We start from the raw sequence: 21,630 nt of genomic DNA, 5'->3' as shown, positions 1-21,630 counted from the left end.
GAGGGTTGCTATGTGGATAGATAACGAGACAGAAACAGATTTCCTCAATTTCTCTGGTGTGGCCGATGCGGTTGCCGAGATCATATACTCCGCAAATGGCCGTCCCATTTCCATCGGGGTCTCAGGGGCTTGGCCTCGATAGCCTGATAGGTTCCATTGATCTAGTTGCACAAGGCGTGAAGCCCTACGCCGTCAGCCAGACTGTTCGGGGGGTGGGGAAAAACAGGATCACTTTGCCCAGAGCCTCGGGCTATCCAGGATCGGACTTAACCACGTCACCCGATCTCCCGGTGCGCAAGAGCCCTCCCAGAGGGCACGCTCGATCATCTTCCTCGCGTTCGGACTGGCAGTAGCAACTTCACTTGATAGTTACCATCGTGGCGAAACGGTGCCGCTGTATATTTGCGAGAACGGTTTCATCGCGATCAATCCGCCGTTGACGCCATCTCGGGCGGCTGCAAGAGATTTTCAACGTTGCCGACATCAATGTACGCATCCAAAACCCTTATGCTTTGAAGACGAAAGTAGAAATGTTGGCCGAGTGTCGTAACCAGGATCTGCTGAAGCTGCATGCCATTGCATCCAACAGTTGGGACGATTCCAGCGTTTTGGGTAAAAATACTGCGGTCGATGCGTCCCATGCCAAGTGAGACGTGCTTCGTTCAAGCGGTGGACGGCGGTAAAAGATGACACGCCTTACGTGCATGAAAATCTGGGTTCAGGGACAAGCAAAGCCTGGTTTGATGATGTGCGCTCGGTTGGTATGGCCTTGGCTAATGTGTCAGAAAATGGTTTCGAGGAATGGTTGGGCCATAGCCTTTTCTCCGTTCATTCAGGACCGTGCAGGGTATAGGGCAATGCTTGCCCGAGGTTTGGAAGAGCTTGGGTAGCTTCACCACAGTTTCTCAGCTGACTTAGTCGGCCTGCGATCCTGCAACTGAGTGAGCGTATACTGCCGCTCATGTTGCAGGAGTACACATGAGTTCGTTGCCAATCAATTCCGCTTTGCCGGCCCTTCTGAAAGCTCTGAGCGAGCGTGATGAAGTGGTGCTCCAGGCACCACCCGGCGCGGGTAAAACCACCCGCGTACCGCTCGCCTTGTTAGATGAGCCTTGGCTTCAGGGTCAAACCATCATCATGCTTGAGCCTCGCCGGCTTGCTGCGCGAGCTGCAGCCGAGCGTATGGCGAACGAGCTGGGTGAGAAAGTAGGTGAGACGGTTGGGTATCGGATTCGCCTAGAGAGTAGGGTGGGCCCGCGCACCAAGATCGAGGTCGTCACGGAGGGGATCCTTGCTCGCCGGCTACAAGATGATCCTGCCTTGGATGGTGTGGGTATAGTCATCTTCGATGAGTACCACCTGCGTAACCTCGACTCAGACCTTGCACTGGCTCTGTGCCTGAGTGGCCGCGAATTGCTGCGCGATGAGTCTCCGCTGAAACTGCTCCTGATGTCCGCCACCCTGGAAGGCGCTCGCCTTTCAAAGGTGCTGAATGATGCGCCTGTGGTCACCAGCGAAGGGCGGATGTATCCGGTCTCGACGGTTTGGGGTAGCCCCTATCAGCCGGGCGAGCGAATCGATGCACGAGTCACGGACACCTGCTTGGCCGCCATCAACGAACAGTCCGGAAGCGTTCTGGTTTTTCTTCCTGGGCAAGCAGAAATTCGGCGGGTGGCAGAGACCCTCAAAGAGCAGTTGAGCAGCCGTTGCGAGGTGATCGTATGCCCGCTGTACGGTGACCTCGATCTGAACGCGCAGCGAGCTGCCATAGACCCCGCACCGAAGGGCTCTCGAAAGATTGTACTGGCCACCAACATCGCTGAGACCAGCTTGACCATCGAAGGCGTCAGGGTGGTTGTGGACAGTGGTCTTGAGCGAGTGCCGAAGTTTGATCCTCGCAGCGGGATGACCCGACTCGACACGCAGCGTATTTCGAAGGCCAGCGCTACTCAGCGAGCGGGGAGGGCGGGGCGTTTGGAGCCAGGTGTTTGCTATCGCCTCTGGTCGGAGTCGCAGCACGAGCAAATGGCGGGCTACAGCACCCCTGAGATCCTGCAGGCAGATCTCGCAGCCCTAGCACTCCAGCTGGCCCGGTGGGGAATGAAGCCGGAAGATATGACTTGGCTAGATCAACCTCCATCCGCCCCTTTTGGGCAAGCCAGAGATCTGCTGAAGCGCCTGGGCGCACTCGACGATGCTGGTCAGATAACACCGCATGGTTCGGCCATGAGTGAGTTCTCAGCGCATCCACGGATCGCTCACATGCTCATCAAAGGCAGCGCGATGGGGCTGGATGACCTTGCGTGCAATATCGCAGCGCTGCTTGGTGAGAAGGACATCCTGCGTGGAGCAGGTGCCGACCTTCACACCAGGCTGAGTGCTTTGTCTGGCGAGCAGCACTTACGTCGAGGTGGTGGCTCATTCCAGAGAGTGAAGCAGTCTGCTCGGCAGTACCGATCCCACCTGCGTGGGAAGGCCTCCATCCCGGTTTGCGAGCTCGATCACCCGCGATGGGTGGGATGCCTACTGGCGTTCGCGTACCCTGACCGAATTGGCCTCCAGAGGCGTGCAAGTGCATCCGAGTACCGTCTCTCCAACGGGCGGGCTGCCGTGTTCTCAGAGCCTGATGCTCTCACCAAGCACGAGTGGCTGGTAGTGGCCGACCTGGGTAGCCGGCAAGGGCAGCGTGAGGAGCGAATCTACCTGGCAAGTGACCTTGATCCGGCCCTGTTCGATGACGAGCTGGCTTACCTTGTGAGGTCTGTCGATGAGGTCGACTGGGACGAGAGGGAAGGAGTACTCAAGGCTGAGCGGCAGTTGAAGGTGGGTCAGTTGGTGCTGTCCACAACACCTCTGCTAAATCTTGATGAGCAAACCCGTTCGCTTGCCTTGGTCAACCTGGTGAGGCGGAAAGGCATTGAGCTCCTGCCTTGGAACCCTGAGCTGCGGCAGTGGCAAGCGCGGGTCGATCTGCTGCGTCAGCTCGATCTTCAAAATGGGCAGGCAGAAACCAAGTGGCCTGATCTAAGCGATAACAACCTCCTGGACACGCTGGAGGAGTGGCTCACGCCGTATCTGAGAAAAATCACGAGGCTCAGCCAGTTCAGCCAGCTGGATCTGTCTTCGATAGTTAGAAACCTCCTGCCTTGGCCGCTCCCACAGGATTTAGAGGTTCAAGCGCCGCAGACGATTCAAGTACCTTCTGGTTCGAACATCCGCATTGATTATTCAGAGTACCCGCCAATCCTTGCTGTGCGACTACAGGAGTTGTTCGGGCTGACCGAAACGCCTCGGATTGCTCGGGGGAAACAGGCCCTGACACTGCATTTGTTGTCGCCGGCTCGGAGGCCTGTACAGGTCACCCAAGATCTTGCCAACTTCTGGCGGAGTACCTATGTGGAAGTCAAGAAAGACCTCAAAGGTAGATATCCAAAGCACTTTTGGCCCGACAATCCTTTAATCGCAGAAGCGACAGCTAAAGCCAAGCCCCGAAGGTCATGAGTGTTCAAGTAATCCCCAGCCTTATTGGCGGCTGACCGCTTCGCTGCCGATCCAGTAGCAGATGCGGCGAAAAGGTTGAACTAGGCGCGTCAATGCTATATATGCAGCTCCGATGAGGGCACTTGGGTCACCCCGGCTGACGCTAGGTCATGTCGTGTTTCCTCCCCACCGATTACAGCTATGGGAAGCACGCGATGTTTGAGATAGGAAGCCTGCCAGATTGGGACAATATTGCTGGTATTACGAGCGGCGTGCTCGCGCTAGGCGGAGCTCTGCTGGGAGTGAAGAAATTCGTCAAGAGGGCTGGGGCCAAAGCCGGTAGTGAGGCGACGGGAGCACGTGAAGAGGCTGCGTCTCACTCGACTTCTGGCAATCAAAGCCCGGTAGTGGCGAATAACACGGGCAACGTCAACGTCAGCTACAACACCACCTACCATAATCACCCGCCAGTAGAGTCGGCGCCGCCTAACTCTGAGCCAGAGTGTGACATTCCAGGGCGTTGGAATCGCCAGCGGGCGATTGAACTGTGCATGCAGCATCTGAACGCGGCGGATTGGAATGGCTACGATCCTGACCTGGAATTGCCGCTGGAGCACAACGTCATTGATCAGTATTCCTTGCCTTACAGCAATCGTGGGGAAGGGATGGTCGTTTTGTTTTACACGAAGACGGAGGGGCATGACTACCACGCATGTGCCCCGCACGTGAGCATTTTCGAATTCGAGAAAGTTGCAAAAGGGTGGAACCTGATTACAGAAGACATCGCCGTCTTCCGGGGAGGCGTTTGGGGTGAGCCGCCTCAGGCTAGCGTTCAGCTCATCTCGGGTGAGCGGTACGCCGTGATTTTCCGAGATGGGGACATGCACCAAGGTTGGTGTGTTGAAGCATCAACTATTCTTGCGAAGCTGGGCGACACCTTCACTCGCCTGCTCTTCATAATAACGGCACAAAGCGATGCGGACGGTAACGGGTGGTCGAGCGAGCTCACCTTCAAAGACAATGGCGAGGCGTTGCGCGATCTTGAAGTCCGGCGCAAGCCCGATGAGGGCTCCACGAACTTTGTATTCCTCGATGGGCGGGAAGAGTTGAAGCATATGGTGGCCGACTACCACGATAACATCCGCCCGTACGACCTTTTCAAGTTTAACGGCATCTCCTACACATACTCCCCGGCCATCAATTAAAGGCCACGTTCTTCTCCGGAAGGCGAGCGAGAGTGCCGGGCTTGTCGGCGACATCCTAGACAAAACGGGCTGTCGCCGCCCAGGCTGCATCGAAACTCTCCAGCGCACACTAGCGCACCCCCAAACCACGCGATTGCTTCTCCATGTCTACGGCAAAGGCCTGGCGCTGGTCTTCCGACGGCACGATGGCAACCATTGCGGCGCAACGCCCGGCCAGCCTGGCCCTGTTCTTCCTGAACCAGATACCGCGTGTTCTGAAGTCCTCGGCTGTTTCGTTCAGCGTGTCCTGGTGGTAGGTCACAATGAAAATTTTGCCGCTGACGAGCAGCCCATCCATTCCCATAAAGGTCAAGTCGATCAGTGCGCCGACGCCCTTGATGCGCAGGGTGGTGGTGAGCGGGGATGGGCTCTTCGGCCTCAGGCCTCTCCTCCCGGCACAGTGGGTCAAAGTGTTCCTGCCGTCCAAAACACATCACCAGGTTGGGCGCGCCTTCACCATCCGGGCCTTAGATGCTGACAAGCACGAGCTGACTTTCAATATCGCCTTGAGCTCTATTGGAGGCTGAGGCATTGGCTATGTAGGGTTGTGCGGCATCGAATGGGCATGGGTACCCCACAACTCCCTTTCTAGCCAGGCAGTTCTTTGAGCCAGTAACGCCTGACAGTCGCTTCAGGCAAACCCAGCGCTCGACTCACCTCCGCCTTCGACATGCCACTGGCCTTGAGCTCTAGCACAGCTCGGATTCGATCTGGGCTACTGGGTTTGCCTCGCGTGCGCTTTACCAGCCCTTCACCAGCGTCCCAGTGCTTCTTCAGGCCCTGCAAGCCTCCCAGGGCTATGAAGCCCTCCAAATCCTGCGAAGCCTTCGCCATGACATCGATAGGTGATGACCCATCTTGGAGGGCCTGACACAGTGCGACCAGAGCCACGAGGTCGAAATCTAGGGTCAGCGCGATCTTGCTCAGCTTGACCAAAGAGACCTGCGTTTTCCCTTGCTCCAATCGCGACAGATTGGCTTGGGAACTGATCTCGGCGAGCTCCTCCTGGGCCGATCCTCTAAGGTCGCGCAGAGCTCGGACTATTGCTGCTATCTCGTTCTGCATGCTGAGCGCTCAAAACGAAGAATAGGGCCACAGCGCCATCCGTCGATAAATATCGAAAGCTGGCAATAATGGCGCTCATCGTTTATCGTGGGCCTACAGATGACAGCCTCGCCGCGTCCGGGCGACCGGCCAGGGAGTGATCAATTTATTAGAAAGTCGACGTCAGCAGGCTAGGGATGAAGCTTCACATACTGTCTGATTTACATTGTGAGTTCGCCGATTTCGTCCCCCCTGTGGTGGACTGTGACGTGGTCGTATTAGCCGGCGACATCCATGTGAAGTCCAGGGGGGCCAGATGGGCCAGCCTGGCCTTCAGCACGCCTGTCGTTTACGCCATGGGCAATCATGAGCACTACAGCGGGAATATAGATCGAACTCACAGCAAGCTGCTTGACGCTGCTGAGGCGCACGTCCACGTCTTGGAAAATCAGGTTTTAGAGTACGGTGATGTGCAGTTTCTCTGTGCTACGGCTTGGACAAGCCTGGCCGCGACCGGAGACCCAGTAGCTGCTTCTTGGTGTGCTCGTGACTCACTGAATGACTTTCGCGCTATCCGTGTCGGTGAACAGTATCGGCGTTTGCGCCCTGATGACCTGATCGCGAGAAATCGAGAGACGAAGGAGTGGTTAGAGGCTCAGCTGTCGCTGCCATTCAACGGTAAGCGTGTAGTTGTGACTCACCATCCGCCCCTTATGAAGTTCGTGAGTGACCAAGGAGCCGATCCTCACTTGCGAGCAGCCTATGGCAACAATTGGGATGGCCTGATGGATTTCAAGATCGATCTATGGATCTTTGGCCATACCCACGAAGCTGTGGATGAGGTTGTTAATGGCGTCCGGTTTGTGAGTAATCCTCGTGGTTATCCCACCGAAGAAACTGGCTTTCGGCCAGACCTAGTTGTCAGTGTATGAAGACTGATTGGGCTGCCGTCGTTTAGCTTTTTCAGTAAGTGAGTAGGTTTCAAATTCGAACGTGATGGAGAATCCATGAGTTGTCTGAATTCCCAGGACTGGACGGCTGAGGGCGGAATACGACTGCCCAGTCCTGTGTCAGCTAAGTTGGCGATTGCGCAGGCCCATGATTGGGGTGCACTAGTGGACGCGTACTTGGTAGATGCAGCTGAAGTTGGCGATCGTTTCGTTGCGTATGTGTATGGCGATCTTTCAGGGCAACTGGTTGATGGGATGACAATTGTCACACCCCCTAGTGAGGTGATAGCGGAGGTCGAAGGCATGGCGTTATTGCGGACAGTGTCAGGCAACGATCATTACGTCATGGTCAGCCGATTGCCTGCCGCCGCTTGAGTGCCCCCGCGTTGTCGAGGCCGCTGTCTCAGCCTGCTTAATTAGGCCCCACCGTCATCTAATCCATTAATAGTTAATGTGTGTTTAAGGGAAGAAGCATGTCCGAGTTAAAGAAACTGACATTGACTGTTAAGAACTATGATGCTCAAGGGAGCGGTGATCTAGACGCTCTCTATCGACGTGTTAGATATGAAGATGAGCACGGCGCTACTCTCTATTTCAAAGAGGTTGTGATGCTGAAGTACCTTGTGAAGCATGGTGCTTTGGCGACTGATGTTCCGCGAACTTGGTACTATAAGCATGCCTCAAAGAAATCGATAATTGTTGTCGCTTTTGAGAAGGCTGGTGGGAAAGTTGAGTGCGACTTGGATGATCTGCGAATTATTGCAAGGTCGACTTTGGTAAAGGGTGTGGTTATTTCGCTAGCAGCGGTTCCAGCTGGGATTATTGCTGCAACGGCAACCTTTGGAGTTGGGCTTGTCATTATTCCTATGTTTTTGTGGTATGGGTACAGGAACGTCTTCAAGCTTCCGAAAATGCTGGGTCGAAAAACGCTGGTGGATGAATTTTCAAAATTTGACGTTACTCTTCGGTAGCTTGGTTTTTTGGTTGTTGAACTTGATTCTCGTTAGAGTGGCTGGCTGTCTTGCGGACGCTGAACAGCGAAGGAAACTCAGATGAAGACCAATGCCGTTATCTTTGACGCCTTCGGAACGCTGGTCGAGATACAGCAGCCGACACATCCGTTTCGACAGTTGCTTCGAGAGGGGCGACGCCAAGGCCGCTTGCCTCGCGCTGATGACATTCGAACGATCATGACCCGTTGCCTTTCTCTAAGCGAGGCTGCGCTGGCCTTTGGTATCAAGATCTCGCCCTCCCAACTCGCATTTCTTGATCAATACTTGGAGGAAGAGCTGGCAAGCATTCAGCCTTATCCAGACGCGGTTGAGGCCGTTGGGCTACTGCAAGCTGCGGGGGTGAGACTGGCCGTATGTTCAAACCTGGCAATGGCCTACGGCCCCGTAGTGGAAAGGATTTTCCCGCACCTTGGGGCCTATGTTTTCAGCTATCGCATTGGTGTTATGAAACCGCAAGCCGGCATCTATCAGCACACCTGCGATCTGCTTAATGTCCGGCCAGAAAATGAGCTCAGTGGTCAGAGACAGATCGTCATGATTGGCGACTCAGAAAGGTGTGATCGGGATGGGCCTGGCCAGGTCGGTATCAAGGGTTACCTATTGCGCAGGAATGGAGACGGGGCTTCCAATCTTTCCCATTTTGCACGATCAGTGCTGAGTGATAGGTAGCTGCGAGCAGATCTTCAATTCGATGGTAAGCGTTGCGTCTGAGCTAAACGGCCGCGCCACGAGCTGGGCCTGTCCACACATGCGAACGGGTCAGTAGGTGGAGAGGCTTACTGCCCAGAACGATGCTTGAAAGCGCGCCTGCAGACCCAGGCGTCGATCAGGGCAGCCAAGCCAGGACGGTGAGTGTGCCTCGAAGGCATGCGTGCAGCTCATGGCCGTCCGGCACAATCGTTGAAAGGTTAAAGGCATTGTGTGGGGTGGCGGGATGCCCCCTGCATAGCTACGAGACGACCAGACCAGTATCACAAGAGGCTGAAGCATGGATGAGCTTAAGGTTGTCGGACGAAGCGTTGGTTCCCAAATTGGCTGCTGGAGTGCTAAGTCTCGCTGTTTTCATGCGCGTTACGAACATGTTTTCTCTATCGCGCTTGAAGTATTTGGAAGTCGGAAGAAGGCGCAGCGATGGCTTGTAAGATCTGCGGTAGGTGTAGGCCGTCAGGCACCCTGCAGGGTGCTGTGCACACCTATGGGATTCACAATTATCCATGACGAGCTTATGCGGCTTGACCACGGCATAAGAGCCTAATCCCATCTAGGCTGTCGTTGCGTTCTATCGAGTGGGGGCGCCATACCAGAGGCTGTGCGATTCGTGGTCTTGTGCGCCGAGCCTCACTGCCACATTTTTCCGATCTGGCCTCTCAGGCTATCGTTGGGCAGACTATCAGCCATTGACGAATGGTAACGCCTTACACATGTAGCAAGCCGAGCCAGGGCAAAGCCCCCTGAACTGCTCCGTCTGTGAGATCAGAGGCGGCGCAGAGCCTCGCTGGTGTAGCGCGTAGCCCTGCTGCTCAAAAAATCTTGGTGCTGTTGTTGTCAGCAAATGGAATCGAGATATTCCCTGCTCGACAGCTATTGCTTCAATGATCCGAAGCACCGCGACACCGACCCCTTTCGATCTGTATGTCGGCACTACGACCAGAGAGCGCAGCAACCCGTCCGTACCATGCGTTTCGAATCCTCCCCATGCGACCGTCTCACTGTCCAGCGTGAACTCAAAAAAGGTTCGGCCAGGAAGATCAATATCGTCTGATGGAAGGTCAGCATATTCCAGGGCGTCGCGAAAGCGCTGCCATTGCCCTCCGGCTATTTCCATTGCCTGGATCATCATCTCCGCCTCCATCCTTTCATCTCCTTTGTGCTGCTTTGCGTGAACTGCTATGGGTCAAGCCTAAGCAGCAATCATCATATTCGCTTTACCGTATATCTGACAAAGCGTATATTCGATTATCCATATGCATCGAGTCTAGTCATGACCCCTGCTATCAAAGTGCTTTTCGTGTGCGTTGCCAACTCAGCCCGCTCCCAGCTTGCAGAGGCTTTGCTGCGTCACACCGACCCGCGCTTCGAGGCCTTCAGCGGAGGATCCCAACCCTCTGAGGTTGATCCGCGCACGATTCAGGCGTTGGAAGTGGTTGGAGTCGATGCAACGGGCCTGCGAAGCAAGTCCATCAGCGAATTTCAAGCTGATCGATTCGATTACGTAATCACTCTTTGCGATAAATCCGCCAGCGAGTGCCTACCAATGCCCAGTGCAGGTGAAGTCATTGCCTGGGACTTTCCTGACCCAGTAACGAGCGATGATCCCGGCGCATTTCGCCATACGCTCCACGACATCCACGAGCGCTTCAAGCTCTTCGTTTTGGTCAAGACCAAACACCTGGAGGATCTATGACAGAACCCATGAACCCCACCACGTTATTCAAGTGCTTGGCGGATGACACCCGAGCCAAAATTTCCCTGCTTGTCGTGAGCGAAGGCGAGCTGTGTGTCTGCGAGCTGACGGCGGCACTCGACCTAAGCCAGCCGAAGATTTCTCGTCATTTGGCCCTGCTGCGTTCTGCTGGTTTGTTGATGGATCGCCGGCAAGGTCAGTGGGTGTACTACCGCCTGAACCCCGATTTGCCTGCGTGGGTAACTGCGGTTTTGAAAGAAGTCGTAGACGCCAATCAGCATTGGCTGGAAACCGAGGCTAAACGCCTGTGCGGTATGAACGACCGTCCTATCAATCAGGCCGTGTGCAGCTGATTCACGCCCAACCGGATTAACGAAATGCTGATTGCCGTATTGATATTTATCGCCACCATCGTGCTCGTCATCTGGCAGCCCAAAGGGCTCGGAGTTGGTTGGAGTGCCACGTTGGGTGCCATCGTGGCGTTGCTGGCAGGCGTCGTTACTCTTGCAGACATACCCGAGGTCTGGCGCATCGTCTGGAATGCTACCGGAACTTTCATCGCGGTCATCATCATCAGTTTGCTGCTTGATGAGGCAGGCTTTTTCAAATGGGCTGCGCTGCATGTGGCCCGATGGGGAGGCGGGAGCACCCGCAAGCTGTTCGCATTTATCGTCCTGCTGGGCGCAGCGGTGTCTGCCCTGTTCGCTAATGACGGAGCAGCATTGATCCTCACACCCATTGTGATCGCGATGTTGCTGGCGCTGCGTTTTTCTCCTGCTGCTACGTTGGCATTCGTTATGGCAGCCGGTTTTATCGCCGATACGGCGAGCTTACCGCTGGTGGTTTCCAACCTGGTCAACATCGTTTCTGCCGACTACTTCGATATCGGCTTCAACGAATATGCTTCGATCATGGTGCCGGTAAACTTCGTCAGCGTGGCGGCGACATTAGTCATGTTGCTGTGGTTTTTCCGCAAAGATTTACCAAAGACCTATGACCTCAACCAACTGGACAATCCGGACGAGGCAATCCACGACCGGGCCACTTTTTTAGCCGGCTGGTGGGTGTTGGCACTACTCCTGATCGGCTTCTTTGTCATTGAGCCATTGGGGGTGCCAATCAGCGCCATTGCAGCGGTCTGTGCATTCATTCTTTACGTCATCGCGGCTCGTGGTCACGCCATCAACACAAGCAAGGTGCTCAAAGAGGCGCCATGGCAGGTGGTGATTTTTTCTTTGGGTATGTACCTGGTTGTTTATGGCCTGAAAAACGCCGGTCTGACCGACCACATCGCGCAGATCCTGAACGTGTTCGCCGGTTATGGCGTTTGGGGCGCGTCCCTAGGTACAGGGCTGCTAACAGCGGTGCTGTCTTCGATCATGAATAACATGCCTACGGTTCTGGTTGGTGCCTTATCCATTCATGCCGCCGAAGTTGATGGCGTCGTTCAGCAAGCGATGGTGTACGCCAACATCATTGGCTGCGACCTAGGCCCAAAGATCACGCCAATTGGCAGTCTGGCAACTCTGTTGTGGCTGCACGTGCTCGCCCGGAAAAACATAACGATCAGCTGGGGTTACTACTTCAAGACCGGGATCGTGCTGACCGTGCCCATCCTCGTCGCCACATTGTCCGCCCTGGCACTGCGCCTCAGTTTCTGAATCAAGGAATCGTCTGATGAAAGTCTTGTTCATGTGCACTCACAACAGCTGCCGCAGCATTCTGTCCGAGGCGCTATTCAACCACTTGGCGCCCGAGGGTGTAGAAGCCGTCAGCTCAGGAAGCTTTCCCAGTGGCCGGGTGAATCAACGGGCATTGCAAACGCTGGAGGCGGCGGGTATCTCCACTGCGGGCTTGAGCAGCAAGGCTTCGGATGCTTTTGAAGGTTCGCCTCCAGACATCGTGATCACTGTCTGTGACCGGGCAGCGGGTGAGGCATGCCCAATCTTCTTTGGGCCAGCTTTGAAGGCGCATTGGGGTCTGGCCGACCCGTCTGACGCTAGCGGGTCGGAAGCCGAGATCACCGCAGCGTTTGAAACCACACTCGCCAAAATTCACGAGCGCGTGAGCGCATTTCTTGCGCTGCCACTGAAGACCATCAGCGCTGAACAGTTGAAAGCTGAACTGAATCGCATCGGTTCGCTTTAAAGATCAACCGAGGCGGTGCCCAACCTGGCGCCGCCGTAGGAGTTTTTATGCAAGATACATTGCCGAACGTACACGCCGACCTGATCGACATTCCGTCGTTGGAGCAACTGGAGCCGCGTACACCGTCACTCCATAAGCCTCGAATCTTGCTTCTGTATGGATCGACGCGAGAGCGCTCTTTCAGCCGATTGGTGACTCAGGAAGCAGCCCGTTTGTTGGAGGAGTTTGGCGCCGAAACCAAAATCTTCGATCCCTCGGGTTTGCCGCTGCCGGACGATGCTCCGGATACACATCCCAAAGTCGCGGAATTGCGCGAACTCATGCAATGGTCTGAAGGACAGGTGTGGTGTTCGCCTGAACGGCACGGCTCCATGAGTGCAGTATTCAAAGCCCAAATTGACTGGGTTCCGCTGGCGATTGGCGCTGTACGACCTACGCAAGGCAAAACCCTTGCTGTGATGCAGGTCTGCGGCGGCTCGCAATCTTTCAACGTGGTGAATCAGCTGCGCGTACTGGGTCGATGGATGCGGATGTTCACCATCCCAAATCAATCTTCGGTGGCCAAGGCGTTCACCGAGTTCGACGAGGCAGGCCGTATGAAGCCGTCCTCGTACTACGACCGACTGGTGGACGTGATGGAAGAGCTGATGAAGTTCACGCTGCTGTTGCGGGGTCGCCAGGACTACTTGGTTGATCGCTACTCCGAGCGTAAAGAGTCCGCCGAAGAGCTGTCCAAACGCGTCAACCAGCGCTCCATCTAACGTCAGTGCGAGGAAACTGTATGAGCCAGATCACGATCTATCACAACCCGCAATGTGGCACCTCTCGCAACACCTTGGAGCTGATCCGCAACAGCGGAGAAGAGCCGACTGTTATCGAGTACCTACAGACCCCACCTGACCGCACCACGCTTGTCAGGTTGATCAAGGATATGGGTATTGAGGTGCGGGCCCTGCTTCGCATCAAAGGCACTCCTTACGAGGAGTTGGGACTGGTCGATACGTCACTTACTGATGATCAGCTCATCGATGCCATGATGGCTCACCCCATCCTGATCAATCGCCCCATCGTCGTGACGCCCTTGGGCACACGCTTGTGTCGTCCGTCAGAGGCAGTCCTCGACCTTCTACCGCAAGAGCAGCGCGGCAGCTTCGTCAAAGAAGACGGACAAGTCGTCATTGATGAGAATGGCCGCAGGGTTTAAACCGATGTAAAGCAGATGGGCCTGGGGGGATGTTGGTGAATCAAAACTCGAAATTTGATGTAGTGGTCATTGGCGGTGGCCAATCCGCGCTCACCGTAGCCTATTTCTTGAGGCGTACCGGCCTTTCCTATGTATTACTCGACGCCGAGTCAGCACCGGGAGGGGCCTGGCGGCATGGGTGGGATTCTCTCCGACTATTCTCGCCGTCTGCTTGGAGCTCTATTGCCGGCTGGCCCATGCCAGCAGTATCCGAGGGGACTCCTGGGCGGGACGATGTTGTCGACTATCTAACTCAGTACGAACGCCGATATGACTTTCCCATCATCCGATCCACGCGGGTAAACCGTGTCGAGAAAATCGAAGACGGATTACGGGTTGTCTCCGAGGGAAGAGCCTGGGAGGCCAAAGCGGTTATCAGTGCAACAGGCACCTGGAGCCGCCCATTTATCCCAAGCTATCCCGGACAGGAGTTGTTTTTAGGGCAGCAGCTTCATTCCGCTCATTACGTTGGGCCGGATGAGTTTGAGGGGAAAACTGTCCTTGTCGTCGGTGGTGGCAACTCGGGAGCTCAGATTTACGCCGAGGTTTCCAAAGTGGCTCAGGCAACCTGGGTAACTCAAGAGGCCCCGAAGTTTCTACCTGATGAGGTCGATGGTCGCGTCCTGTTCGAGCGAGCTACTGCTCGATTGAAGGCGCAGCAGGAGGGCCTGGAACCTCAGCAGCCGCCAGGAGGGCTCGGAGACATCGTGATGGTTCCGTCGGTCAGGGAGGCTCGTGAACGCGGCGTGCTGAATGCCGTACGACCATTCAAGCGCTTCACTTCAACAGGCGTTGTGTGGTCGTCAGGAGACGAAACAGCGGTGGATGTCGTCTGGTGCACGGGATTTTCTCCCGCGCTCGACCACCTGAGCAGCCTGGGCGTTGTAGGCCTGGACGGTAAAGTGGCTGTGGACGAAAATCGAAGTGTTGCGTCACCCAATCTGTGGCTGGTGGGTTACGGCGATTGGACGGGGCTCGCCTCTGCGACATTGATCGGAGTAACCCGCACCGCTCGGGATGTAGTCAAGCAAGTGCAAAGCTATCTCACAGATGCAGCACGGTAGCTCACGTCCAGAATTCGAGTGGACTACTATGATGCCGCTTTAAGCTCGGGAAAAATAATTGGCTCCAGTGGCGGAGTCGCCTGGCACAGTCCGAGCCGCCAGTAACCGACGTCGTGCCATTTCCCAAGCTTGAAGCCCACCTCCGGATATGTCCCGATATGGACGAAGCCTAGCGACTCGTGCAGGCCCACACTGCCCTCATTGGGTTGCGCAACTCCGGCGTAAGCTGCGCGAAATCTCTGTTTTTCAAGGATCGGAAGCAAGGTCTCATAGAGCTCACGGCCAACGCCCTGCCGGCGAGCCGATTCAGCTACATAAACCGTCACGTCAACAGCCCATCGGTAGGCCGGACGAGCCCTGTGCTGGCTTGCGTAGGCGTAGCCCTTGATCTCGCCATCCTCTTCAGCCACTAGGTAGGGATATGTCTGAAGTGTCGTCGTTATCCGCTGAGCAATTTCCTCAACGCTTGGCGGGGTCTCTTCGAATGAGATCGCTGTATTTAGAACAATGGGAGCATAAATGCGCTGGATGGCTTCTGCGTCGGTGATTACTGCCGTACGAATTTTCAAACCCTTTACAGCCATCTTGAATAATCTCTTCGTTGAATTGCCGTCGTTCGGCGCTCGGAATTTAACTACGCTCCCCGCAGCGATGCATTTCTGACTGAAACCGGTGACTGGTATGGCTTAGAGGCAGAAACGATCGACATGGCCAATGTACCTGCTGGGCGAGGTCGTAGGCGATCACAATTCGCACTTGGCGACCTACTGCGCGCTTCGAAAATTCGGATCTGTAAACTAAATTTTTGATCTGTAAACCTCGGCGGTTAACACGTTAAAAAATTGGTTTACAGGGTGCATCTGAATTCTGGCCGCGCTTGGGGCATGTTGCCAATTTATGGATAATGCGAGCCCGACATCGGATTCTATGACCCCACTGTCTGATGGTCAGCTCTGGTCTCTTGCCTGCGAAGCCTATGGGGATGATCTCCCTGTAATCCTTCGATCGCTTTTAAGCGTCTACGAGCGTCGTCCTGGGCTGAATAATCCTATCCGTGTTCACAGGTCGGTCATCGGCGTTGATGGCTTTATAGCGCTTCGAGAGGCCCTTGTTACACAGCGCTCCAATAGTTTCCATCAGATCCAAGGTTGCTTGGAGATCCGCGAACCTCTGGCTTGGCATCTCGTACGCCATCTGCAGCAGAAGCTGATCATCGATGGGCATGCCCCTGCTTCAATCCGCGACCAGCGTTTTGCGGCAGACCTGTGGCTTTGAGTTTATCCCGGTGACGCGACTAGTCGCGCATTGGGTCACGGCGGTGCTGGTCGTCATCAGTTGTGGCAGTCCCTTTGTCCGATTTCGATCGCAGCTGTTTGATCGATACACCCGCTTCGCTGAAGTCTGGCATCATCTCCGCGAACTCCATGGGTGACGAGACGGTGCTTCGGGCAGCAGTGCGCAAGTGCCTGGATGAAGAGCGTATAGGGCCGATTTATGGCCTTGGGTTCAGTGACTGTGGCCCTTACGTGGGTGATTGCTGCGAAGCTAAAAGCAGTCACATCACAATAATTTGGAATCTCGGGTTTGGGCTCCAGTCGCTTTCATTATCATTTTCGTAGAAAAGCAAGTTGTTTCGGATTTGATCGTCAATTTTTTCCAGGAATGAAACAATCGACGATATAAGAGCAATAACGTTTTGCTCTGTTATATTGCGATACTCGCCTTTAAAAGTTTTGCCATTTCTGTGGACGATATCGTGCCGGATCTCAACAGCTTTCTTTAGTTCTAGTGTTTCTTCTCTAGGGAAGTTTACAATCAAAACGTTTTGATATAGTTTTGATGTTTCTTCGATGTTGTGAAAGCTGGTCTTGTCGAGTAATGCCGACACATCTTTTTCAAGCTTTTCAAGCGTCAGGTATATCTCACTAATCTTGATTTTTTTCTGAAACGAATCTTCAAATTCAACATACCTTCGGATTACTGCTTGATTATTAAATATTAATTTTCTCATTGTATCTGATAGATATGTTTCAAGCGCGGTGATAACACCTGCAAACAGAAGCTTTGCAAGTGTATTATTTACTTCGACCGTGTGCACAATGTTTTCTATTTCATGTATCGAAGTTTTAAAAATTTCATAAAGGTATGTGCGCGGCTGAAGGTACTCGATATACGTATCGAACGCAGCTATAGATCCTGCCTTGACGCAGTCTGTGCAGTCCATTATCACTTCGGCGTCGTCAGGAGTAACTTCTAACACTGCGAGCGTGTAGCAGTCGGGAGTAATGCAAGGGAAAGAAGTATATCGATTATCGCTGTTCCATTTGCCAACACTAGTCAAATAGTTTATTACCGCATCCGTGTGCTGATAGTTATCATGTAGAGCGCGTCGATCTAGCTCCTCATTTACGATGACTTTTAATTTGGATAACCAGTCGTCTAACGTCATTCCGGTAATTGCGTTGCGAAGAGTGGCTACGTCGTCCGGGTAGTATTCTGTTGCAAATTCAAATTCTTTCTCAATATCTATAATGGCTCGCTCATACTCCGATTCTAGGAGACGTCTGTCGCACCCTTGGAGCGCTAGTCGACGACGGGCCGTCGCTGCGTCGGTCACGTATAAATACCGCTTAGTATCAATGTTAGCTTCATTCCCTTCCCTAGTTATACGATCGGATTTTTGGAAATACCACTCCGAGAAACACTGACTAGAGTTGCTAAATACTTCGAATCCTTGAATTTTAATGTCATACCAGCTGGACATTACTGCCTCCTTATGGTTGCTAGATCGCGACGCCGGCCGACAAATGCTATGCGTCGATTGCAATTGCTTGCATATCTAACCTGGGCCAGTGTCGCTCGACGGAGCGCCCGAAACAGAGGAGACAGCCAAACATTAGCCTGAAGTTAGCATTTCGCCATTAAGTCGTCGAGCGGCTGCTTTTGGCCGATCAGGGTCGGCCAGCGGGCTGGTCAAATCCGACGCAAACGACTGGTCAAGTCGAATTCAAATGGGTGGTCAAGTCCATGCAATTACTCAGCGGCGACAGTTGGATGCCAATAGGGGATCTGTGAGGCCCCTGGCTTATCCAAGACAATCGCCACACTTTGCTCGGCCCGTGTGACCGCTACATAAAAATCGGCTGCGGATAGGGGCAAGAGATACTCCCCTTTGCTGATGAACTTGCCGATAGGTTCGGTTGGATAAATCAGCACGCGGTTGAAGGTTTGCCCTTTGGATACCCCAAAGTTCATGTAGTTGAGGTCGAACTCCGTCCCCGAGCGAATGCTGTTGCGCAGGCACTGGGGTTGGAATGTCTCAACGTACTGACGGACGTGAGTCTTCTTCACGAGGAAAACGCCGTCGTGGGGTGTGATCGAGTGATTCTGTGAGGTCGTTTCCGGAAACTCCCAGATTGCCTCGAAGATGGTGTCGGAAAAGGTAGCTATTGTCTGGCAGCACCTCCACGTGACAGAGCTGTAGTTGATTTCCAGGCGGCCTGCTTTCTGCTGTTTTTTGAACCATGCAATGGATTTCGAGTAGGCAAAGGCCTTCTTCATTTGACCACGAGGATTGGTGGACAAGACTGCCTGCCGGACGTCCCCGACGAGCCGTATCTCAATGCGTGTGCCGAACAGCGCCTCCAGGATGTCCCAGTCGTAACCTGAAAGATCCTGAACCTCGTCGATGAGTATTTCGTCGTAAAGGCATTCGAGGCGTTGAATCAAGGCCCCGCCGCTTTGGCCAATCAGTTGGTGGGCCAAGCGTGCTAATTCCTTCGCATACACACTGTCCGACGAATCGAAAAATCGATTCTCACCGCTGGCATATCGTCCTGGATCACCTTCGAAATTGAAGCCCCTGCAGCGCTTGCCGGGGAATGCGAATGGGACGAAGGGTTTGACGAAATGACGCAGCAAAAAGCTGAACCAGCCAGAGACTTCCAAGCCGGGTCGGTCTCCGGCATACCGCCTTACGCGCTCGCGCAACTCGATCTGATTGGCCTGGGCGAAGGTGATGAGCAGAACTTTGCGATCGGCTGCTAATGCTTTGCAATGCTCCACCAGGCCTTGAGTCTTGCGAGCACCCGCAACTGCCAGGGTCAGGTAGTTTTTAGCCATGAATGAACGCCGCAGCCGCAGCCATATATGGTGGCGGTGTGACCGTCTCCTTGGATTTGGCGATGAGAAGTGCTGCTTCCGTTTTCTCTCTCGACATCCATTTCTCAAGCTTGGCCCTATCAGTGGCCCCAAGAATCTTGCGCAGAGACTCTTCGCTGTTGCACGCCCTCAATTGTGGCTCCAATGTCCTGCCCGCTTCCTTTGCACCAATAAAGAGTTCGCGCTTTCCTGTTTCGAGCAGTTCGCTGACAGTTTCCTTAAGGGTTTCTGGGTCTTCTCCGTCGTTGTCTCGAAGAACTGCAATTGGTCGATCGATGGCAGTACACAGTTCAAGGCAGCGCCTCAACGTCAGCCCGTGCATGCTCATCACATCAATCCCCAGCTCCATCGGGTGCTTACCGTAGAGGTCTTTGAAGAATCGCTCGAACAGAATCTCGTCCGAAGGGCCCTCCACTAGGACGAGCTTGTGAGCCAGCACCATCCGCAACGTGTCGAAGCCTGGGAGCTTTTGGAAATAGCCGACCGTGTCCGGATCAAGCGTCTCGATGTGAGATGCCTTGCCGCGATGCAGGAGGAGCAAGGAGCTCAGGCCGAGGCGATTCAGCACATAGGCACTGTGGGTCGAGATGAACAGTTGACGCTCACCTGCAGCCTCCTCGATGCGCGACAGCAGCGTGGTCAAGCTGGTATGTGACAGGTGATTCTCTGGCTCTTCAATCATCACGATGCTGGTGTGCTCGGACAGGCGCTGCATGGCCAGCGAAATCTTGATCGAAGCCTGCTGCCCTTGGCCTGCCAAGGCGAACGGCACATGATCTACGTGTGGTGTGACCGACCCCTCCCAGGAGGATTGAGCGCTTTGATCCATGGCTAAGGCCATCACCTGGTTATCCAGTGGCGCTCGAATATCCTTGAGGCGATCATTCACTCCTCCCAGGGAGTTAGAGGTCATGGACTCTTTGATCTCGCGGTAATGCTGGGAGATCTTGGCTTTCTCGCTCGGCTCCAAATGGTCACTGAGGATCTGGCGTAGGTGATAGTCGACGCCTGAGGTTGAGCGGACGGTACGGGAATCGATAGTCGCAACGGCGAGCTGCCGGGGGCGCCGAGTCAGTACCTCATCCCCAAAGGTACGCCATTCAATCTTGTAGTACTCAACGGGTATCAGCGCGCTGGGGTTGATACGCCACTGGGCAAGTTCCTCGTCATACTCGGGGTTAGGAATGACCTTGAACGAGATACCAGGGCAGGCATTCGTCTTCCTATCGCTGTTGATCGCCCCGCAGAGAAACTGCAACTCTGGCCGATTTTCTAGAAATAGCTCAATCAGGATCTCTGGTAGCGCCGATTTTTCATCCCGGGCGCAGTCTTCCAGAAATTGATTAACCAGGTCTTTGTTGAACCAGTACGGGTTCAGCTCCTCCTGAGCGGAGCGACCACCGGTACGCCCGTTGAGCGCGAGACCAATTGCCTCCATCAGGGTCGACTTCCCCGCGTCATTACCGCCCACAAGGATATTGAGATCCCTGTTGGGCAGCAGCGTGAAGTCGCCGTAGATCCGATAGCCCTGGATTTTGATCTTCGTGATCATCTGCTGTCCTTACATGGAAGGGATGTCCGATTAGTCGGTGCATTACTCATAGTGGAGCTCACCAAATAGTCCGATCATGAGGTCGCCGTCCAGGATCTCAAAAGGTAGGGTGACGTACTGATCTCGATGGCGAGGTAGCGCCTTTCCATCGTGCGGTGCGTTCTTCGTGTGCCCTTGAACCTTTTCCCCGTTCTCCTTGATATAGGGAAGCACGACGATCCGGCCATGGTTCTTGGATAAGATCGTTCCCTCGTACCACAAGGTGTTTCCTTCATCGCTGCTGGACTCGCCACCCGTGTTTTTCAGCACCCACCGTGGCACCCCGTCGTCCTCATACCAGAACACGAAGCCACCGCAGACCACTACTCTCTGGCCGCGCATCCTCGCCTCGGCAAGCATCTGCTTGACGCTCGCTAACTGCAGCAGCTGATTGGCTCTGGGAAGAAGCAGTGCCCGAATCTGTGCTTTCGTTCTCCCCCAGTGATCTGCTCCCGAAAGACCGAATCCTTTGGCTGTCACCTCTCGCAGGCAAATCTGCGAGCGTTTGGGAGACAAGGCTCCGATCTGTTCCCACGTCTGGTCTTCGGTACGACGAAGGCACATGTTGAATCTCGGGATGGCAACTATCTCCAGGTAAGGAGCGCGCTCAAGCTCCTGGTAGAGGGGTTGTCGCAAGCTTTCCATCGTATTGTGCAGTTCCAGCTCCTGCATGTTGGGACGGGGCAAATGGGCGTTTCGCTTGATTGCTTCGCGCTCCATGAGCTCTTCTTCTCCCCGGATACGGCGCGCCGCCGTCAGTGCTTTCTCGACCTTCAGGGCGGTCGAGTTCTGAAGCACAGGATCCGGCACCGCCTGAGCTACCAGTTCACTGGTTCGGCTGTTGAATTCGTCCGCAGCTCCTATGGCCTCCTCGTAGGAGGTGAAAACAGCCGCCCTCGCATGGCCACTGCCGTTATCGTAGAAGTAACGCTTCCAGGACAATTGGGAGTCGGGGAAGAGCTTGAGTGCCCGCAACTGCCATGTCCATCCGATGCTGAATTGCCGGAACGGAAGGACGGCCAGGGTGGGCATTGAGTTGTATGGCATCTGATCTAGGCGCATCGATTCTCCCTGCTTTTTGCGTTCTAACGCCCGTGGAGCGCTGGAGCTAATCCTAGGGGAGATAGATTCCCCCGATCTCATGGATAGCATATTGCCAGGATGAATCAATACTAGACCGCTGGTGAGGCGTTATGAGGTTGTGAGAGCCGCCTCCTGGTATTGGTATTGCTACGGATCTGGCGCTTTAGGTCAAGCAGGAGGCCGCTGAGCGGCTTATTGGCAGATC

25 protein-coding genes are annotated in these 21,630 nt (G+C 54.5%); 16 read left to right on the top strand and 9 right to left on the bottom strand.

Translation table 11 applies throughout. The features are described from left to right. Nucleotides 1-425 precede the first annotated feature (425 nt). A complete protein-coding gene (locus tag AB4P90_RS25340) occupies nucleotides 426-641 on the bottom strand; it encodes a hypothetical protein (protein ID WP_395605464.1) in 216 nt (71 codons plus the stop codon). Between the two features lie 337 nt (nucleotides 642-978). Here AB4P90_RS25340 and hrpB point away from each other — a divergent pair, with 337 nt between their 5' ends. Further along, nucleotides 979-3,501: an ATP-dependent helicase HrpB gene (gene hrpB / locus AB4P90_RS25335; protein ID WP_130175042.1), complete on the top strand. Its 2,523-nt coding sequence runs from the start codon at nucleotides 979-981 to the stop codon at nucleotides 3,499-3,501. Nucleotides 3,502-3,695: 194 nt separating this feature from the next. After that, on the top strand, nucleotides 3,696-4,685 hold the full coding sequence (locus AB4P90_RS25330; RefSeq protein WP_333691469.1) for a hypothetical protein: 990 nt from the start codon (nucleotides 3,696-3,698) through the stop codon (nucleotides 4,683-4,685). A 109-nt stretch (nucleotides 4,686-4,794) separates the two neighbouring features. On the opposite strand, the gene AB4P90_RS25325 is transcribed toward AB4P90_RS25330, so the two are convergent. Next, the gene (locus AB4P90_RS25325; protein WP_256348844.1) at nucleotides 4,795-5,133 is read right to left on the bottom strand and encodes a hypothetical protein; all 339 of its coding nucleotides are present in this window, start codon (nucleotides 5,131-5,133) and stop codon (nucleotides 4,795-4,797) included. On the opposite strand from AB4P90_RS25325, the gene AB4P90_RS25320 reads away from it, so the two are divergent. Further along, nucleotides 5,063-5,251, top strand: a complete 189-nt coding sequence (locus AB4P90_RS25320; RefSeq protein WP_369682540.1) for a hypothetical protein — start codon at nucleotides 5,063-5,065, stop codon at nucleotides 5,249-5,251. The two genes, AB4P90_RS25325 and AB4P90_RS25320, sit on opposite strands and share 71 nt — an antisense overlap. 61 nt (nucleotides 5,252-5,312) lie before the next feature. Here the strand turns inward: AB4P90_RS25320 and AB4P90_RS25315 are convergent, their stop codons facing one another. Next, a complete protein-coding gene (locus AB4P90_RS25315; protein ID WP_093466079.1) occupies nucleotides 5,313-5,789 on the bottom strand; it encodes a helix-turn-helix domain-containing protein in 477 nt (158 codons plus the stop codon). A gap of 176 nt (nucleotides 5,790-5,965) precedes the next feature. On the opposite strand from AB4P90_RS25315, the gene AB4P90_RS25310 reads away from it, so the two are divergent. From AB4P90_RS25310 to AB4P90_RS25290, 5 genes are all read left to right on the top strand, one after another. Continuing rightward, nucleotides 5,966-6,700, top strand: coding sequence for a metallophosphoesterase (locus AB4P90_RS25310; protein WP_060548093.1), 735 nt, complete (start codon nucleotides 5,966-5,968; stop codon nucleotides 6,698-6,700). Nucleotides 6,701-6,775: 75 nt separating this feature from the next. Beyond that, nucleotides 6,776-7,093: a hypothetical protein gene (locus AB4P90_RS25305; protein WP_055137227.1), complete on the top strand. Its 318-nt coding sequence runs from the start codon at nucleotides 6,776-6,778 to the stop codon at nucleotides 7,091-7,093. 98 nt (nucleotides 7,094-7,191) lie between these two features. Then, nucleotides 7,192-7,689, top strand: a complete 498-nt coding sequence (locus AB4P90_RS25300; RefSeq protein WP_333691473.1) for a hypothetical protein — start codon at nucleotides 7,192-7,194, stop codon at nucleotides 7,687-7,689. Nucleotides 7,690-7,770: 81 nt separating this feature from the next. Beyond that, on the top strand, nucleotides 7,771-8,400 hold the full coding sequence (locus AB4P90_RS25295; protein ID WP_333691474.1) for an HAD family hydrolase: 630 nt from the start codon (nucleotides 7,771-7,773) through the stop codon (nucleotides 8,398-8,400). 319 nt (nucleotides 8,401-8,719) lie between these two features. Next, nucleotides 8,720-8,986, top strand: coding sequence for an antitoxin Xre/MbcA/ParS toxin-binding domain-containing protein (locus AB4P90_RS25290; RefSeq protein WP_395605463.1), 267 nt, complete (start codon nucleotides 8,720-8,722; stop codon nucleotides 8,984-8,986). A gap of 135 nt (nucleotides 8,987-9,121) precedes the next feature. Here AB4P90_RS25290 and arsN2 read toward each other — a convergent pair whose 3' ends face one another. Continuing rightward, entirely contained in the window at nucleotides 9,122-9,583 is a 462-nt protein-coding gene (arsN2, locus tag AB4P90_RS25285; RefSeq protein WP_368960441.1) for an arsenic resistance N-acetyltransferase ArsN2, read from the bottom strand. Between the two features lie 129 nt (nucleotides 9,584-9,712). Here arsN2 and AB4P90_RS25280 point away from each other — a divergent pair, with 129 nt between their 5' ends. Genes AB4P90_RS25280 through AB4P90_RS25250 form a run of 7 tightly spaced genes read left to right on the top strand, consistent with a single transcriptional unit; the run spans nucleotide 9,713 to nucleotide 14,590 of the window. Continuing rightward, nucleotides 9,713-10,135, top strand: coding sequence for an arsenate reductase ArsC (locus tag AB4P90_RS25280; RefSeq protein WP_333691476.1), 423 nt, complete (start codon nucleotides 9,713-9,715; stop codon nucleotides 10,133-10,135). Then, nucleotides 10,132-10,488 carry a metalloregulator ArsR/SmtB family transcription factor gene (locus tag AB4P90_RS25275; protein WP_058428034.1) on the top strand — a complete coding sequence of 119 codons (357 nt, stop codon included), beginning with the start codon at nucleotides 10,132-10,134 and terminating at the stop codon, nucleotides 10,486-10,488. Before AB4P90_RS25280 ends, AB4P90_RS25275 begins: the two co-directional genes overlap by 4 nt. A gap of 24 nt (nucleotides 10,489-10,512) precedes the next feature. Then, complete coding sequence (locus tag AB4P90_RS25270) at nucleotides 10,513-11,796, top strand: arsenic transporter (RefSeq protein ID WP_333691477.1); 1,284 nt, start codon at nucleotides 10,513-10,515, stop codon at nucleotides 11,794-11,796. Between the two features lie 16 nt (nucleotides 11,797-11,812). Beyond that, the gene (locus tag AB4P90_RS25265; protein ID WP_003395039.1) at nucleotides 11,813-12,283 is read left to right on the top strand and encodes an arsenate reductase ArsC; all 471 of its coding nucleotides are present in this window, start codon (nucleotides 11,813-11,815) and stop codon (nucleotides 12,281-12,283) included. A 47-nt stretch (nucleotides 12,284-12,330) separates the two neighbouring features. Continuing rightward, entirely contained in the window at nucleotides 12,331-13,044 is a 714-nt protein-coding gene (arsH, locus tag AB4P90_RS25260) for an arsenical resistance protein ArsH (protein WP_054092739.1), read from the top strand. A 20-nt stretch (nucleotides 13,045-13,064) separates the two neighbouring features. Next, nucleotides 13,065-13,487, top strand: a complete 423-nt coding sequence (arsC, locus tag AB4P90_RS25255) for an arsenate reductase (glutaredoxin) (protein WP_032856855.1) — start codon at nucleotides 13,065-13,067, stop codon at nucleotides 13,485-13,487. A 29-nt stretch (nucleotides 13,488-13,516) separates the two neighbouring features. Further along, nucleotides 13,517-14,590 (top strand): ArsO family NAD(P)H-dependent flavin-containing monooxygenase, encoded by a 1,074-nt coding sequence (locus AB4P90_RS25250; RefSeq protein ID WP_130175031.1) that lies wholly within the window; start codon nucleotides 13,517-13,519, stop codon nucleotides 14,588-14,590. Between the two features lie 26 nt (nucleotides 14,591-14,616). Here AB4P90_RS25250 and AB4P90_RS25245 read toward each other — a convergent pair whose 3' ends face one another. Next, nucleotides 14,617-15,174, bottom strand: a complete 558-nt coding sequence (locus AB4P90_RS25245; RefSeq protein WP_130175030.1) for an arsinothricin resistance N-acetyltransferase ArsN1 family B — start codon at nucleotides 15,172-15,174, stop codon at nucleotides 14,617-14,619. A 343-nt stretch (nucleotides 15,175-15,517) separates the two neighbouring features. Here AB4P90_RS25245 and AB4P90_RS25240 point away from each other — a divergent pair, with 343 nt between their 5' ends. After that, nucleotides 15,518-15,865 carry a hypothetical protein gene (locus tag AB4P90_RS25240; protein WP_395605462.1) on the top strand — a complete coding sequence of 116 codons (348 nt, stop codon included), beginning with the start codon at nucleotides 15,518-15,520 and terminating at the stop codon, nucleotides 15,863-15,865. Between the two features lie 280 nt (nucleotides 15,866-16,145). On the opposite strand, the gene AB4P90_RS25235 is transcribed toward AB4P90_RS25240, so the two are convergent. The 4 genes from AB4P90_RS25235 to AB4P90_RS25220 form a co-directional block, all read right to left on the bottom strand. After that, nucleotides 16,146-17,354, bottom strand: coding sequence for a HEPN/Toprim-associated domain-containing protein (locus AB4P90_RS25235; RefSeq protein WP_333691478.1), 1,209 nt, complete (start codon nucleotides 17,352-17,354; stop codon nucleotides 16,146-16,148). A 269-nt stretch (nucleotides 17,355-17,623) separates the two neighbouring features. Continuing rightward, complete coding sequence (locus tag AB4P90_RS25230) at nucleotides 17,624-18,712, bottom strand: UvrD-helicase domain-containing protein (RefSeq protein ID WP_130175027.1); 1,089 nt, start codon at nucleotides 18,710-18,712, stop codon at nucleotides 17,624-17,626. Next, a complete protein-coding gene (locus AB4P90_RS25225) occupies nucleotides 18,705-20,303 on the bottom strand; it encodes an ATP-dependent nuclease (RefSeq protein WP_395605461.1) in 1,599 nt (532 codons plus the stop codon). Before AB4P90_RS25225 ends, AB4P90_RS25230 begins: the two co-directional genes overlap by 8 nt. Before the next feature lie 42 nt (nucleotides 20,304-20,345). Further along, on the bottom strand, nucleotides 20,346-21,404 hold the full coding sequence (locus AB4P90_RS25220) for a hypothetical protein (protein WP_130175025.1): 1,059 nt from the start codon (nucleotides 21,402-21,404) through the stop codon (nucleotides 20,346-20,348). Nucleotides 21,405-21,630: the final 226 nt, after the last annotated feature.

Origin of the sequence: Pseudomonas sp. B16120, from assembly GCF_044218845.1 — a bacterium.
Lineage (GTDB): Bacteria > Pseudomonadota > Gammaproteobacteria > Pseudomonadales > Pseudomonadaceae > Aquipseudomonas > Aquipseudomonas paracarnis.
The sequence above is the reverse complement of the archived record's forward strand: the minus strand, read 5'-3'. Positions and strand labels throughout refer to the sequence as shown.

Coding starts and splice junctions, on each gene's coding strand:
- AB4P90_RS25340 (WP_395605464.1), bottom strand. CDS start 641: ATGGGACGCATCGACCGCAGTATTTTTACCCAAAACGCTGGAATCGTC.
- hrpB (WP_130175042.1), top strand. CDS start 979: ATGAGTTCGTTGCCAATCAATTCCGCTTTGCCGGCCCTTCTGAAAGCT.
- AB4P90_RS25330 (WP_333691469.1), top strand. CDS start 3,696: ATGTTTGAGATAGGAAGCCTGCCAGATTGGGACAATATTGCTGGTATT.
- AB4P90_RS25320 (WP_369682540.1), top strand. CDS start 5,063: ATGCGCAGGGTGGTGGTGAGCGGGGATGGGCTCTTCGGCCTCAGGCCT.
- AB4P90_RS25315 (WP_093466079.1), bottom strand. CDS start 5,789: ATGCAGAACGAGATAGCAGCAATAGTCCGAGCTCTGCGCGACCTTAGA.
- AB4P90_RS25310 (WP_060548093.1), top strand. CDS start 5,966: ATGAAGCTTCACATACTGTCTGATTTACATTGTGAGTTCGCCGATTTC.
- AB4P90_RS25305 (WP_055137227.1), top strand. CDS start 6,776: ATGAGTTGTCTGAATTCCCAGGACTGGACGGCTGAGGGCGGAATACGA.
- AB4P90_RS25300 (WP_333691473.1), top strand. CDS start 7,192: ATGTCCGAGTTAAAGAAACTGACATTGACTGTTAAGAACTATGATGCT.
- AB4P90_RS25295 (WP_333691474.1), top strand. CDS start 7,771: ATGAAGACCAATGCCGTTATCTTTGACGCCTTCGGAACGCTGGTCGAG.
- AB4P90_RS25290 (WP_395605463.1), top strand. CDS start 8,720: ATGGATGAGCTTAAGGTTGTCGGACGAAGCGTTGGTTCCCAAATTGGC.
- arsN2 (WP_368960441.1), bottom strand. CDS start 9,583: ATGGAGGCGGAGATGATGATCCAGGCAATGGAAATAGCCGGAGGGCAA.
- AB4P90_RS25280 (WP_333691476.1), top strand. CDS start 9,713: ATGACCCCTGCTATCAAAGTGCTTTTCGTGTGCGTTGCCAACTCAGCC.
- AB4P90_RS25275 (WP_058428034.1), top strand. CDS start 10,132: ATGACAGAACCCATGAACCCCACCACGTTATTCAAGTGCTTGGCGGAT.
- AB4P90_RS25270 (WP_333691477.1), top strand. CDS start 10,513: ATGCTGATTGCCGTATTGATATTTATCGCCACCATCGTGCTCGTCATC.
- AB4P90_RS25265 (WP_003395039.1), top strand. CDS start 11,813: ATGAAAGTCTTGTTCATGTGCACTCACAACAGCTGCCGCAGCATTCTG.
- arsH (WP_054092739.1), top strand. CDS start 12,331: ATGCAAGATACATTGCCGAACGTACACGCCGACCTGATCGACATTCCG.
- arsC (WP_032856855.1), top strand. CDS start 13,065: ATGAGCCAGATCACGATCTATCACAACCCGCAATGTGGCACCTCTCGC.
- AB4P90_RS25250 (WP_130175031.1), top strand. CDS start 13,517: ATGTTGGTGAATCAAAACTCGAAATTTGATGTAGTGGTCATTGGCGGT.
- AB4P90_RS25245 (WP_130175030.1), bottom strand. CDS start 15,174: ATGGCTGTAAAGGGTTTGAAAATTCGTACGGCAGTAATCACCGACGCA.
- AB4P90_RS25240 (WP_395605462.1), top strand. CDS start 15,518: ATGACCCCACTGTCTGATGGTCAGCTCTGGTCTCTTGCCTGCGAAGCC.
- AB4P90_RS25235 (WP_333691478.1), bottom strand. CDS start 17,354: ATGTCCAGCTGGTATGACATTAAAATTCAAGGATTCGAAGTATTTAGC.
- AB4P90_RS25230 (WP_130175027.1), bottom strand. CDS start 18,712: ATGGCTAAAAACTACCTGACCCTGGCAGTTGCGGGTGCTCGCAAGACT.
- AB4P90_RS25225 (WP_395605461.1), bottom strand. CDS start 20,303: ATGATCACGAAGATCAAAATCCAGGGCTATCGGATCTACGGCGACTTC.
- AB4P90_RS25220 (WP_130175025.1), bottom strand. CDS start 21,404: ATGCGCCTAGATCAGATGCCATACAACTCAATGCCCACCCTGGCCGTC.